The organism is Bacillus sp. JJ1764, from assembly GCF_036962145.1.
Classification (GTDB): domain Bacteria; phylum Bacillota; class Bacilli; order Bacillales; family Cytobacillaceae; genus Neobacillus.
In genome coordinates this window covers 43,394-57,751 of sequence record NZ_JBALNY010000035.1, presented here as the reverse complement: position 1 = coordinate 57,751, position 14,358 = coordinate 43,394, and the positions used below count along the sequence as shown (strand labels likewise).

General features: G+C 37.7%; 16 protein-coding genes. All 16 read left to right on the top strand.

The window, feature by feature from the left end; genetic code table 11:
- Window positions 1-21 precede the first annotated feature (21 nt).
- The 16 genes from V7083_RS05455 (at window position 22) to V7083_RS05380 (ending at window position 14,243) form a co-directional block, all read left to right on the top strand.
- The gene (locus V7083_RS05455) at window positions 22-861 is read left to right on the top strand and encodes a CheR family methyltransferase (RefSeq protein ID WP_335476185.1); all 840 of its coding nucleotides are present in this window, start codon (window positions 22-24) and stop codon (window positions 859-861) included.
- Window positions 858-1,922, top strand: a complete 1,065-nt coding sequence (locus V7083_RS05450; RefSeq protein ID WP_335476183.1) for a protein-glutamate methylesterase/protein-glutamine glutaminase — start codon at window positions 858-860, stop codon at window positions 1,920-1,922. The genes V7083_RS05455 and V7083_RS05450 overlap by 4 nt, the downstream gene beginning before the upstream one ends.
- A gap of 175 nt (window positions 1,923-2,097) precedes the next feature.
- On the top strand, window positions 2,098-3,477 hold the full coding sequence (locus V7083_RS05445; protein ID WP_335476181.1) for a flagellar hook-length control protein FliK: 1,380 nt from the start codon (window positions 2,098-2,100) through the stop codon (window positions 3,475-3,477).
- Window positions 3,478-3,495: 18 nt separating this feature from the next.
- Window positions 3,496-3,933 (top strand): flagellar hook assembly protein FlgD, encoded by a 438-nt coding sequence (gene flgD, locus V7083_RS05440; RefSeq protein ID WP_335476179.1) that lies wholly within the window; start codon window positions 3,496-3,498, stop codon window positions 3,931-3,933.
- Between the two features lie 36 nt (window positions 3,934-3,969).
- A complete protein-coding gene (locus V7083_RS05435; RefSeq protein ID WP_335476177.1) occupies window positions 3,970-4,863 on the top strand; it encodes a flagellar hook-basal body complex protein in 894 nt (297 codons plus the stop codon).
- A gap of 59 nt (window positions 4,864-4,922) precedes the next feature.
- Complete coding sequence (gene fliM / locus V7083_RS05430; protein WP_335476174.1) at window positions 4,923-5,903, top strand: flagellar motor switch protein FliM; 981 nt, start codon at window positions 4,923-4,925, stop codon at window positions 5,901-5,903.
- Complete coding sequence (gene fliY / locus V7083_RS05425) at window positions 5,900-7,048, top strand: flagellar motor switch phosphatase FliY (RefSeq protein WP_335476172.1); 1,149 nt, start codon at window positions 5,900-5,902, stop codon at window positions 7,046-7,048. Before fliM ends, fliY begins: the two co-directional genes overlap by 4 nt.
- Window positions 7,049-7,075: 27 nt before the next feature.
- Window positions 7,076-7,441 (top strand): response regulator, encoded by a 366-nt coding sequence (locus V7083_RS05420; RefSeq protein ID WP_335476191.1) that lies wholly within the window; start codon window positions 7,076-7,078, stop codon window positions 7,439-7,441.
- 169 nt (window positions 7,442-7,610) lie between these two features.
- Window positions 7,611-9,629, top strand: a complete 2,019-nt coding sequence (locus V7083_RS05415) for a chemotaxis protein CheA (RefSeq protein WP_335476170.1) — start codon at window positions 7,611-7,613, stop codon at window positions 9,627-9,629.
- Window positions 9,630-9,647: 18 nt separating this feature from the next.
- Window positions 9,648-10,073 carry a chemotaxis protein CheW gene (locus tag V7083_RS05410; RefSeq protein ID WP_335476168.1) on the top strand — a complete coding sequence of 142 codons (426 nt, stop codon included), beginning with the start codon at window positions 9,648-9,650 and terminating at the stop codon, window positions 10,071-10,073.
- Between the two features lie 45 nt (window positions 10,074-10,118).
- Window positions 10,119-10,580, top strand: a complete 462-nt coding sequence (locus tag V7083_RS05405) for a chemotaxis protein CheW (protein WP_335476167.1) — start codon at window positions 10,119-10,121, stop codon at window positions 10,578-10,580.
- Window positions 10,581-10,612: 32 nt separating this feature from the next.
- Window positions 10,613-11,449: a CheR family methyltransferase gene (locus V7083_RS05400; protein ID WP_335476165.1), complete on the top strand. Its 837-nt coding sequence runs from the start codon at window positions 10,613-10,615 to the stop codon at window positions 11,447-11,449.
- Window positions 11,450-11,600: 151 nt separating this feature from the next.
- Window positions 11,601-12,044 (top strand): YaaR family protein, encoded by a 444-nt coding sequence (locus tag V7083_RS05395; protein WP_335476164.1) that lies wholly within the window; start codon window positions 11,601-11,603, stop codon window positions 12,042-12,044.
- A gap of 16 nt (window positions 12,045-12,060) precedes the next feature.
- Window positions 12,061-12,489, top strand: coding sequence for a DUF6115 domain-containing protein (locus V7083_RS05390; RefSeq protein WP_335476162.1), 429 nt, complete (start codon window positions 12,061-12,063; stop codon window positions 12,487-12,489).
- Window positions 12,490-12,504: 15 nt separating this feature from the next.
- On the top strand, window positions 12,505-13,374 hold the full coding sequence (locus V7083_RS05385; protein ID WP_335476160.1) for a flagellar hook-basal body protein: 870 nt from the start codon (window positions 12,505-12,507) through the stop codon (window positions 13,372-13,374).
- Window positions 13,375-13,400: 26 nt separating this feature from the next.
- On the top strand, window positions 13,401-14,243 hold the full coding sequence (locus V7083_RS05380) for a flagellar hook-basal body protein (protein WP_335476158.1): 843 nt from the start codon (window positions 13,401-13,403) through the stop codon (window positions 14,241-14,243).
- Window positions 14,244-14,358 lie beyond the last annotated feature (115 nt).

Below are 14,358 nucleotides of genomic sequence, written 5' to 3'. Positions count from 1 at the left end.
AACATAGCCTAAGAATTATAAATGAAAAAGATAATAGGTGATAATATGATAGACCATGACTTGATGAAATTAAGCCAATTGATTTATCATTACTGCGGATTAAATTATAGTGGAAGACTTCTGGCACTAAAAGATAAACTTGCGAAAAGGGTAGGCGAGCTTGGTCTTTCTTTTGGGGATTACAGCAGTTATCTTGCAAAATTCCCGGCTGAATGGGATCTACTCGTAGAAATCCTAACCATTAATGAAACATATTTTTATCGTGAAGAACACCAACTAAATGAATGCTGCCATACCGTATTGCCAATGTTAAAAGAAATGAAGGGCAATCGTCCAATAAAAATTTGGAGTGCTGCCTGTTCAACAGGAGAAGAGCCATATACATTAGCCATGTTGATTCAGGAAACCAGAAAATTCCCTCAAGGATCGGTAGAGATTATTGCCACTGATATTAATAAAAAAGTTCTCCAAAAGGCAGAAACAGGCTGGTATCATAAAGGGTCTTTTGCTTTCCGCAGAATCCCTGATTTGTTCATGAAGAAGTACTTTCAGGAACAGAATAATGGTTTTAAAATCGATGATTCCATTCAAAAAATGGTTACTTTTCGACATTTGAATTTATTAGAAACCAGTCGGTCTAGTTTCTTATCAGACATCGACGTTGTATTTTGTCGGAACGTGTTAATTTATTTTGATCAGGATACGACCAAAAAGGTGATTATTCACCTGCATCGTAAATTAGCACCAGGAGGCTTTTTATTTCTTGGCCACGCTGAATCCATTACAGAATTGGGATTAGGGTTCCAAAAGGTGGATTCTCACAAAACTTTTTACTATCGAAAGGATACAGATACTAAATGAAAAAGTTTGGAGTACTAGTTGTTGATGACTCTGCTTTTATGAGACGAGCTCTTAGTCAAATGATTGAAAGTGATTCGCAGCTTTATGTGGTGGGGATTGCCAGAAACGGATTGGACGCAATTGATAAGGTAGAACGATTAAAGCCGGATATTGTTACCATGGATATAGAGATGCCAGAATTAAATGGGATTGGTGCATTGGAGCAGATTATGAAGACCAATCCGGTACCAATTTGTATGATTAGTTCCTTAACAAAAGAAGGGGCTGCAGAAACAATCAAGGCGTTGGAATTGGGTGCTGCTGACTTTATGCTAAAGGACACCCTACTGAAGAGTGAGATTGGCAGTGAACTGGCATTAGAGTTTCTGCAACGATTAAAAAGCATTGCGGAAACTAAATTTGCGAATAAAAGTACGGAAATAAAACCGGTAACAAACACAATCGTGAAACCACCACCCGTCATGAGTGCAAAAAAATTAAATAAATCAAAAACGGATCTTGTTTTTATCGGCTGTTCTACAGGAGGGCCATCTGCTTTACAAGCTATTCTGCCACATTTTCCTAATGACTTTCCGATACCGGTTGTCGTGGCGCAGCATATGCCGCTAGGCTTTACAAAGCCACTCGCAGATCGGTTTAATACGCTATGTCATTTACAAGTAAAGGAAGCACAGAATGGTGAAGTTTTGAAAGCTGGGACGATTTATATCGAACCGTCAGGAAAACAAACGAGATTTGAAAAAAGAGCGGACGGAACCGTTGTTTTCCAAATTGATAATCAGGAAACTCCGAAAGTACTATATAAACCATGTGTAGATATAAGTTTGGCATCGGCTGCACCGATTTATTCGGACCGACTTTTAGCCATTATTTTGACTGGAATGGGAGTAGATGGAACTCAAGGCTGTTCCTACGTGAAAAAATATAATGGAAGAGTTTTGGTTGAGGCAGAAGAGTCATGTGTTGTATACGGCATGCCTAAAGCTGTACTGGAAGCAGGTTTTGCTGATGGGCAATATTTGTTAAGTCGCATGTATCAAGAAATTATCGCAATCATATAATGATTTGCTAAATATTACTATATTTATATATCATTTGTCATAGTTTTGATATACCAATCAAAATGATCCTTTTTTTAAATGTTTCCTATCAAAAAAATGTCATGACGAATCTAGAGCAAATAAGTTATAATGGTTAATAATTGGAGTTTATTAGTTAGAAGGAGGGAAACCTTTTTTGGATGTCACTCAAACAATCAAAATAAATCAAAATAACAACATTGATACAGGGAAAAATAAAGCTGCAGATGTTCCAGTCAATTCCTTTGATCAAATTTTGGCATTGTTTAATATGGGACTTGCATCTAGTACGAGTGACCAGTCAGCTTCCCCTCAGAAGTTAAGTGCGGATACAACTGGAGATGGAAAAATCAATTCACTATTAAATCTAACGGCGAATCAGATTGGTCCAGTTCAACTATCGTCATTAATTAATGGTGGAAATGTGAATCAAGATGTAAGTGAGACTAATCAAAATATAGACCTTGGAAGTACTAAAGCTGATCAATCAACTATTACTGAACAAGATTGGCAACAGTTAGAGATGATTCTTGCGTCCTTACTAGCAAGTTTACAGCAAATCCAAAATTCAGGATCAACATCCCCTGATGGATCAAATATTTCAACATCAAAAGGTGATGAACAAAAGAATAATCCCTTGATTTTAAATAATGTAAATGAACTACAGGAACAACTGACAAAATGGTTTCAGAAGGTAAATAGTCAAAATCAACCACCTATTGATCTTGGTAAGGTGTTTCAGGATGTTTCGCAACTCATGAATCAGACATCGGACACGAACAATTTACATGATATTCAGAAAAAAATTTTACAAAAAATCCAAACAGAATTAAATGGAATTAATTTTGACTCACAAGTTGTAAATGATCAATTGAAAGAGCCGTCAATGAAGGCATTGGATTCATCCAATAGACAAATTAGCTTGGATAAGGACCAATTGTTTTTAACACCGAACAATGGGATTCAAGCTAGTCAGTCTATACAAAATATGAACCATGCAGATTTACCGGAAGCTGGAACACCATCTCCAGTTTTAACTGTATCGGAATTTGCGCCAGAGATTAGTGAATGGATTGGACGATTTGTAAAAATAACGGATGGTCCTGTTGGAAGCACCGAAGCAAAGTTTTCCTTATATCCTGAGCACCTTGGTCATGTTGAAGTGAAAATTACATCACAGCAGGGGATGGTTACGGCGCAAATTGTCACGGATACGTCAATGGCGAAAGAAGCATTAGAAGGTCAGTTACAGCAATTGAAGCAATCCTTACAACAGCAAGGAATCCAATTGCAAAAAATAGACGTCGTTCAAACGCAAACCACATCAGCCAATCAATCAAGTTTATCTTTTGCTCAAAATGGTCATTTTAATTCTCAAAGAGACCAAAGGAATCACGTACCAAGTCAAGAGGATGTAAAGAGAAAGAAAAATTCTGATTCGTCAGAATTTGAATTAAATGCCATTCCAAATTCTAGTCCAAGTCCATATGGCGGATCATACTCTGGGAAAGTTTCTGTATTAGATTTTACTGTCTAGAAAAGGAGTAGAAAATAAATGAGTAATTGGGTTGATGTTACGGCCGCTTCTAATAACAATTCCATCTTCAATAAAACCCAAACCCAGGAAGAAAAAAGTATTTTAGGAAAAGATGACTTTTTGAAAATTTTAACTACACAATTAGCTCATCAAGATCCATCCAATCCTCTACAAGATAAGGATTTTATTGCACAGATGGCAACATTTAGTTCATTGGAACAAATGACCAATCTAAATAAGGCATTCGAGAATTTTGCTAACAGGCAAATCACGCAATATTCAGTATCAATTGGCAAAGATGTTACCTATACACCTACAGGGGGGACAACACCTGTTACTGGTACTGTTACGGGAGTTTCCTATCAGGATGGCAGTTACTACTTTTTAGTTGGAAAAGATAAAGTGTCGGTTGATGATGTGACTGAAATCAAACAAAGCCAAACGGAATCGAAATAACTAATCTCACCTATATTCAAGGAGGAATAATGTAACATGTTAAAATCACTATATTCAGGTGTTTCCGGTATGAAAGGCTTTCAAACAAAATTAGATGTAATTGGAAATAACGTTGCCAATGTCAATACTGTTGGATTTAAGAAAAGCCGTGTTATGTTTCAGGATATTATCAGTCAAAATATTTCTGGTGCAACAGCTCCAACCACATCAACTGGTGGGGTAAATCCTAAGCAAATCGGGCTTGGAACAAAAATTTCAGCAATTGAAACAGTGAATACGCCAGGATCTCCGATGACAACCAACGTAGGAACTGATTTAGCTATTGATGGTGATGCTTATTTCGTTGTTTCCCCAGATGGAGCGAAACAGTATTTAACGAAAGCTGGTAATTTTACCAGAGATCCCAATGGTGATCTTGTTAACTCAAATGGTTATTATGTTCAAGGGGTAATTAATACTGGAGCTACCACGACACCTGTTAATATTAATATAACAGCTGATAGTAAAACCAATAATAGTTTTACATCTTATTCTATTGACCAGTATGGGTATATAAATGTAGTCGATTCCAAAGGTAATTCGGGTAAATTGTCTACTACAGATGGTAAATCCTTCTATCTAGATGATGGAACGGGTAATGCGAATAATAATATTCAAATTGCAACAACTGTTGTTACCAATCCAGGGGGATTAAAAAAGATAGGTAATACCATGTTTGAGGCAACCGGTAACTCAGGCAAAGCTGATGTAAGGCGTGTTACCGAAAATAGTGGAGGAACTATAAACGCAGGTATTCTCGAAATGTCAAACGTTGATTTAACCGAAGAATTTACTGAAATGATTGTGGCACAGCGTGGCTTCCAGGCGAATGCCAGAACTATCTCTACTTCTGATTCGATTTTAGAAGAAATTGTAAACTTAAAACGATAGGTTTTTAGATAAATAGAAATTAGTTTCAATAACTCATGGAAGAGTTAGGGGGATGCCATTTGGCAGATGTATTATCGCAGCAGGAAATCGATGCCTTATTATTGGCCTTAAATAATGGCGACCTGCAAGCATCCGATGTATCAGAACAAAACGATAAAGTGAAGGTATATGATTTTAAACGTGCCATGCGTTATTCGAAGGAACAATTACGAAGCATAACGCGTATTCACGAAAACTTTACCCGGGTGTTAACATCCTATCTATCCGCGCAACTAAGAACATTTGTGCAAATTGAAATCGATTTAGTTGATCAGGTAACCTATAGTGAATTTATTTCATCCATTCCTTCTAAAACGATTCTCAATGTCTTTGACGTAAATCCAATGGATGGAAAAATGGTATTAGAAGCAAACCCTCAAGTTGCCTATGCCATGATCGAGCGTTTACTTGGGGGCCAAGGGGATCCTACTGAACGGGATGGGTCTTTAACAGAAATCGAAACAGCTTTAATCCAAAAGATCATTGCTCGTGGTTTTGAAGTATATGATGATTCGTGGGAAAATATCGAGAACATTCATGTGAAATGGGATGCCATTGAATCTAACCCACAATTTTTGCAGATTTCATCGCCGAATGAAACGGTTATTATTATTGCCTTTCGCACGACCATTGGCGAAGTCTCTGGAAGAATGACATTATGTCTTCCACATATGATCATAGAGCCGGTCTTGCCAAAGCTCTCAGCACAACAATGGCTTACCTCGAAGTCTAAAGCTGATGATCCGCAACAAGATAAAATCAAGCAGAATCTGGATGCCGTTCATGTTCCAGTCATTGCCGAATTGGGAAGTGCCACACTGCCGGTTTCAGAAATAATGAACCTGCAAGTGGGTGATGTGGTAGGGATTGAAACCGGGAAGATCAAATTAAAAATCGGAAAATCCACCAGATTTTTAGGGAATCCAGGTGTTAAAAAGGGACATTACGCTGTCCAGATAGATCAATTGGTCCAAATGGAAGGAGATGAACGATTAGTATGAGCGATATGCAATTGTCTCAAGAAGAGATCGATGCACTATTCAATCAGAATGACAGCAAACCGGCAATATCACTTGAAGATTTCCTAAGTCCAATCGAACAGGATGCACTTGGGGAAATCGGAAATATTGCTTTAGGTAGTTCTACAACAGCTCTTTCCACATTGTTAAATCAAAGAGTTGAAATAACGACTCCCACAATGGCTGTCATTGAACAAAAGAAAATGGAAGAGTTAATCAAAGAGAGTCATGTGGCTGTCCATGTAGATTATACAACGGGAATCCGCGGTAAGAATCTATTCATGATTAAAGAACATGATGCGAAAATTATTGCCAGCTTAATGATGGGTGGAGATGGCACGGTGCTGGAGGATGAATTATCAGAGCTCTCTTTAAGCGCTGTCCAAGAAGCGATGAATCAAATGATGGGTTCTGCCGCTACTTCCATGTCAACTATTTTTCATGAAAAAGTAGATATTTCACCACCTACAGTAGATGTACTTGGATTTCCACCAAAAAAACTTGAAGAACTAGATGAAGAAATTATCATTGAAGTTTCCTTCCATTTGAAAATTGGTACTTTAATTGATTCCAATATGATTCAGTTCATACCACTATCTTTTAGTAAAGAAATGATTCATCGAATACTTTCCGGTGGAAGTCAGCCTGAACCGGCTCCTGTTGTTGAAAAAATGGTGGAAACACCAGTTCGGCCGCAAACTCCGCCACCTGTTCAATCCATGAATGAACAAGGTTATTTAGGAAATGGTTCAACTGCGAATGCTGCTTCGGGAGCAGCTCAATACAGTGCACCACCAGTACAAGCTAATGTTCAAAAAGTTGAATTTACGGCATTTGCAGAAACAAATCCTGCAAGTTCTGCACCAACAAACCTTGATTTGCTTTATGATATTCCATTGAATATAACCGTTGAACTTGGAAGAACCGACATGCAAATTCGTAAAATTCTTGAATTGGGGCCGGGTGCTGTTATTGAATTAGACAAGCTGGCCGGAGAACCGGTAGATATTTTAGCGAATAATAAATTAATTGCCAAAGGTGAAGTTGTTGTCATTGAAGAGAACTTCGGTGTCCGAATTACCGATATCATCAATCCTATGGATCGACTAGCAAGAATGACTAAGTAAAACCATGAAACTGTGGGAGGAGATTTAATTATGACTAAAGTACTAATCGTTGATGATGCTGCATTTATGCGCATGATGTTAAAAGATATTTTAGTAAAAAATGGACTTGAGGTTGTTGGTGAAGCCGTAAATGGTGCAGATGCCATTGAAAAATATAAGGAATTAAAGCCAGATGTGGTAACAATGGATATTACCATGCCGGAAATGGATGGTATTACCGCAGTAAAAAATATTAAAGCTATAGATCCAAAAGCAAATGTCATCATGTGCTCTGCCATGGGACAACAGCCGATGGTATTAGAAGCAATCCAATCAGGGGCAAAAGACTTTGTCGTGAAACCTTTCCAAGCTGATCGGGTAATGGATTCAATTTCAAAAGTTTTAGGCCGGTAGGTTCGTGAATGCACCTCGAACTAACTAAGAATGGAAAGCCTGATTTATATATAGCTGTTCTTAATTAGTGATGAAAGCGAGATGTGTATGGGTCTTTTCCGGTCACTCTCGCTTTTTTTATAAAGATCGTAGGCTAGAAACGGATTCCTATATACAAGGGGAGTTATACATGGATTTTAATAATTATCGAGAGTTGTTTATTGAGGAATCAAAGGAACACTTGCAAGCGATAAACGACCAACTATTAAAATTGGAGGCAGAACCCGAAAATATCCCAATTATTAACGAAATTTTCCGTTCAGCTCATACACTTAAAGGTATGGCCGCTTCCATGGGCTTTGAAGACCTTGCGTCATTAACGCATGAAATGGAAAATGTCCTGGATTTGCTTAGAAATGATAAATTATCAATAAACGAAGAAATCATGGACGTTATATTTATGTGTGTGGACCTCATTGCGAAAATGGTCGACAACATTGAACTAGGTGGAGAAGGAAAGGAAAATGTAACTGACATTGTCGTAAAACTTAAGCAAATTCAGGATCCATCCTTTTCTGCACCAACGGAACAGGCCGCTGCGAAGGATGAAGTAGCAGCTGCGGTGGAAATGGTCGTCGATGAGTATCAATTAGCGGTCATTAATGAGGCTAAGAAAATTGGTAATCATGCTTTTCAAATCACCGTACAATTGAGTGAGAATTGTGTTATGAAATCTGTACGGGCATTTATGGTTTTCCAAGCCCTAGAGGATTTGGGTGAAGTCATTCAAACTGAACCTTCTGTTGAGTTAATTGAAGAAGATCAATTTGGAAATTCATTTTCGATTTTATTACTTTCGGAACTCGATGAACAAAAAATTAAAAGTCCCTTATTAAATATTTCTGAAGTGGATGCTATTTCGATTTCAGAGAAAAAGACGTTAGAAAGTAAACCTGAAATTAAAGCGGAGGCTCCTGCTGCAAAGGCAAAGGCATCAAGCAGTCAAACATCCACAGCCACACAAGCAGAACAGCCAGATGCAAAGAAAAAACAGCGGTCTAAATCAATACGGGTTGATAGTGAAAAATTAGATCATCTAATGAACCTTTTTAGTGAATTAATCATTGATCGCGGCAGATTAGAACAAATCGCCCGTAGAGCACAGCTTACGGACTTAACGGAAACTGTTGAACATATGACACGGATTTCCACTGATTTACAGGGCCTGATATTAAACATGAGAATGGTGCCAGTAGAGCAAGTGTTTAACCGCTTTCCACGTATGGTACGTGATTTAGCGAGGGAACTCAATAAAAAGGTCAATTTGGTAGTTGAGGGCGCCGAAACAGAATTAGACCGTACAGTCATTGATGAAATTGGTGACCCATTAGTCCATTTGCTACGAAATGCCTTGGACCATGGTCTTGAATCTACCGAGGATAGAATCGCTAATAATAAGCCGGAAGAAGGTACCGTATTATTAAAGGCATATCATAGCGGAAATCATGTGTTTATCGAAGTAATTGATGATGGTGCCGGTATTAATCGTGATAAGGTATTAAGTAAAGCAATTGAACGTGGTGTTGTGAAACAAGAGGAAGCTGATTTACTTTTAGATCAACAGGTTTATGAATTAATTTTATCGTCAGGGTTTAGTACCGCTGATAAAATTTCTGATATTTCCGGCCGCGGTGTAGGTCTTGATGTCGTGAAATCTAAAATTGAATCATTAGGCGGTACGATTTCCATTGATTCGACATTGGGAAAAGGTTCAGCCTTCCGAGTTCAACTTCCATTAACTTTATCGATCATTTATTCGATGTTAGTGAAGGTTCAAAAGGAAACGTATGCTGTTCCGTTTAATTCGATCGTTGAAATTACAACTGTTGGAAAGGATGAGGTTTCACTCCTCCATGGGCAAAAAGTGATTCAGTTTAGAGGCCATGTAGTACCATTGGTATTCTTAAATGATGTGTTCCATGTCCCTCAAGTAGAATCGAATTCAGAAAAACACCAATTATATGTTGTCATCGTAAGAAAAGGTGACAAAACGATGGGATTGGTGGTTGATACTGTTCTAGGACAACAAGAAATCGTCTTAAAACCTTTAGGACGCTATTTAAATCAATTATATGCCATTTCCGGAGCAACCATCCTTGGCGATGGAGAAGTTGCCTTAATTATTGATACGAATCAGTTTTTTGTGTAGAAAGGGTGTATTTGGACAATGGAAACATTTAAAATCGTCATTTTTAAATTAGGAGAAGAAGAATATGGTTTAAACATTGACTATGTTCAATCCATTGAGCGGATTCTTCCCATAACAAGGGTTCCAAACACCCATGAGTATGTAAAAGGTGTCATCAATTTACGGGGGAATGTGACTCCGGTTATTGACCTCCGAAAACGATTAAACCAAGGAGAAACCCTTTATTCAGATCATGCTCGCATTATTATTTCAAAATATGATGATATCGAGCTTGGCTTAATTGTCGATCAAACTAGTGATGTGATGGATATCTCCAATGAGGATTTAGAAGAAGCTACAGCCACTGGCATTGATTTTGATGCTTTTGGCGGGGTTGTCAATAAAGACGGACGATTAATTATATTAATCAAATTGGATGAGCTAACAAAAACGGCTCTTATCTAAGAACTTTTTAGATTCTTAGATTCTGTTGAAATGAGGAATGGCTTAATGAAGGATTTTAAAGCATTAGTTTTTAAAATAGGTCAAGAAGAATATGCCGTTCATATTAATCAGGTCATTTCTATTGAACGTATGGCGGAAATGACACCCTATCCTAATCGCTTACCGCATGTAGTAGGAGTAGCAACTATACGTGAAGTCGTAACGCCTATTGTCGATTTACGGGCAGCCTTAACTGGAATAAAGACGGATGTATTAGACGAAGCACGTATAATCGTTGTTCAAGTGGAAGGAAATGAAGTTGGCTTAATCGTCGATGCTGCAACAGATGTATTAGATATCCCTTCAGAGACCGTACAGCATCCCAACCTATTAGAAACGAGAGATGTTTCGTATTTAATTGGAATCTCAAAATTAGCAGACCGACTGTTAATCCTGTTAGATATAAATAAATTATTAAATGAAACAACTAACTTAGAGGAATTAAATCAAATTAAGAATCTAATCTAATCCTCTAATAAAATAAAATCAGGAGTAAAATTGTGAAAAAACAGGAACTATCTGAACTGGCTACACTGATACGAGAATATTGCGGTATTGATTTCAGCAGTAATCTCACCAGCTTGGATTTAAAAGTATCCAGACGGCTAATGGAATTAAACCTAAATATTGATGAATATCTGTTTTATCTGCAAAAAAACCGCACAGAATGGGATAAACTTGTTGAGTATATTACCATTAACGAGACATATTTTTTCCGGGAATTTAACCAGCTTCAGGAATTTCAGAACTTACTTAGGAAGACATCCGGAAAAACCATTCAAGTATGGTGCGTCCCATGCTCTACCGGAGAAGAGGCTTATTCATTAGCTATGCTAGCAAAGGAAATGGAACCTTTAACAGGAAACCGAGTTAGAATCATGGCTTCCGATTTAAATAAAAAGGTGCTGGACCAGGCAAAATCCGGCTTTTATTCTAAGAACTCCTTTTCATTTAGAAGATTTCCTGAAAATAGTAAGTACCTGAATAAATATTTCATTGAACACGAAGATGGTTATGAAGTAAAAAATGAAATTAAGCAAATGATTACTTTTGAGGCATTTAACCTGGCAGATTTTTACCTGTATTCAAAATTTGGCCAATTGGATTTTATCTTCTGCCGTAATGTGTTGATCTACTTTGATGAAGACATGAAAAAATCAATTGTTAATCAATTTTATAGCACTCTGAAAAAAGATGGATATTTATTCCTGGGGCATGCAGAATCTATTTCCAATATTAAGAGCCAGTTTGTTCCAATTTACACCAAAGATACGTTCTATTACACCAAGTCGGAAGAAATGGTTCCAGAAACAGGAATTTCGCGATTGAGTTTTTGATATTTTGATACTGACTCTTATCTTGATGATAAGAGTTTTTTTATTTTTTATGCTTTTTCCTATAAATATTAAATGAATTTTATTGACTTTTAAGGTATAATTACAAGAGATTTTGATATTTTTTGATTGAAGGTAAGAGGTGAATCCCATTTTGAAAATTCAAGATCAGACAAGGTATAATATGGGCGACCTTCGTGTTATCCAAAACGAACGTTCCACGACAAGCTCAACATCTTTTCAAAAAATCATGAGCTCCTATTCAAAAGAGCTTACCCAGGATCACCTGCAGCAGCTTCTAGAAGAAATTGATCAACAGGGTCAGAAATTAAACGACAAACCCACTTTTCAGGAATTAAGAAAATACAAGGACTTAGTTAAAAAGTTTATGGGTGAAGTCACAAACAAAGGCATGAATATTTATCAATCTGAAAGCTGGGACCCGTACAGCGGTAACAAAACCCTCAAAACCGTTCAAGTAATTGACAAAAAATTAGTTGAATTAACGGATCAGGTATTAAATCAACAAAATAACGGTCTGTCTATTTTAGAGCAAATTGGAGAAATTAAAGGATTATTGATTAATTTATACACGTAAATAGTTCAGAAGGGAGATGTCGATTCTGAATTATATATTTATCGGACTATTATCGGTGAATTTAATTGTCCTGTTGATCGTGGTATTAAAAAAGAAACCACAACAGGATACAGGAACACAAATGATTCTGGATCAAAAAATCTTAGAAAATCAAAGAGACATGATGAATGAAATGAATGAGCTGAAGATTGAACTCAGCAAACAGCAGAAAATCCTATTAAAGAAAATGGAGGAGTTAAGGGTCGAGAAACAGGTGACTTATGCTGCTCCGAAACCAGTCGAACCGGTGAAAAAGGAACCTTCCTTATTTTTGAATGACCGCTATAAAGATATTTTTGCATTGCACCAGCAGGGTATGACCATTGATGAAATTGCAAAAAAACTAGAAAAAGGTGTCGGAGAGGTATCATTGATTTTGCAGCTGGCAAATCAAGATGATGCCTAGGAGAGGAGTATACACATGATTCGAGGATTGTATTCTGCTGCTTCCGGGATGTTTTCCCTGGAACGAAAACAAGAGACGCTGGCAGATAATTTAGCCAATGTTCAAACACCAGGTTATAAAAAAGATGATGCAGTACAACGAGCCTTTCCCAAACTACTACTGCAACGGATCAACGACTTCCAAAATGGCAATGTAGGGAAGGTTCCTGGTCAAAAAGCTCAAATCGGCGAACTGGCTAATGGGGTTTATACACAAGAGCGAATTCCTAACTTCACACAAGGAACTCTCGTGCAAACCAGCCAACCACTGGATGTGGCTATTGAGGATTCTGGTCTTCCATTACAGAATGTCAATGGCAAGCTAGTAAAATCATCTGCATTTTTTACCGTACAGTTGGCTAATGGTTCTATTGGGTATACCAGAAATGGGAAATGGGACTTGGATGCAAATGGAAATTTGGTAACTTCTGAAGGGTACAAAATTCTTGGTTCCAACAATCAACCAATTCAAATAACTGATAGCTTTAATAAAGAAGATCTATCTATTAGCAATGACGGACAAGTTACTTTATTTGGGAATGACCCTGCGAAAACGAAAGTAGTAGGGCAAATTGGTGTAGCAATGGCGCAAAATCCAAATGATTTAAAACGAATCGGCGGAAACGTATATCAATCTGACACTCCGCTGCAATATGTTCAAACTGGTGTGACTAATCCCGGTTTTTCGCTGCAGCAGGGTTTTATGGAACAGTCAAATGTTGATGCTGGTCAAACGATTACGGACATGATGACAACAGTCCGTGGCTATGAGGCCAATCAAAAAGTAATCGGAGTCTATGATACATCTTTACAGCAACTGTTTTCAGTAGGAAAAATCAACGGATAAACCGTAGAGAACAGGAGATATGATACTTGAACACTTCACTATATATTTCGTCAGGTGCCTTACAAGCATATCAGCAAAAAATTGATACCGCCGCCAATAACGTAGCTAATGTCAATACCAACGGTTTTAAACGCAAAGACATGAGTTTTTCTGAAGTTCTCGCTTCACAAATCAATAATCAAGGGCGGACTAGTCAAGAGGTGGGCCGAATGACCCCAAATGGAGTTCGTCTGAGTTACGGAGTCCGAGTAGGCCTTACTCAACTTGATACAGCACAAGGTCAAGCAGTCCAAACAGATAACCCGTTCGATTTTATGATTCAAGGCAAAGGTTTTTTTCAAATTGGATATCCCGGTTCTAATGAAGTGAAATACACAAGAGATGGAAGCTTTCATTTAAGCCCGGACCCAACAAGTCCAGGAAACTATCATTTGGTCAATGCGAACGGCGGTTATTTACTTGATCAAACTGGATCCCCTATTGAGCTTAATGGGAACTATGAAGTAAGTTTTGATGATAAGGGACAAATGCAATTGCGCGATAAATCAGGCAATGGCGCACAGTTTATATCACCACAACAGGTTGGTATCGCTGATATTCAAAATCCTCATGTTTTACAAAGTGTTGGCGATAATGAATTTGTGATTGATACTAGTGTGTTGCCTGCAGGAGCGAATCCGGCCAGCTATGTAAGAGTAATGGCACCAGGCGAGGCTCAGATTGCATCTGGCTATTTAGAGGGTTCTAATGTGGATTTAACACAAGAAATGACAGATTTAATGACTGCACAACGCAGTTTCCAGATGAACACACGGGCGATTTCTTATGCAGATCAAATGGTGGGCATTGCGAACGGCATTTTAAAATAACAATTTTGAGGCGAGCACTTCGTCTCTTTTTTTCTATTACGAAACTGGAAAAATTCTCTTAACTTATTTTTTTTTGAGCCGATAATGTTAAATAAATGCTAATTTATATGTTTAT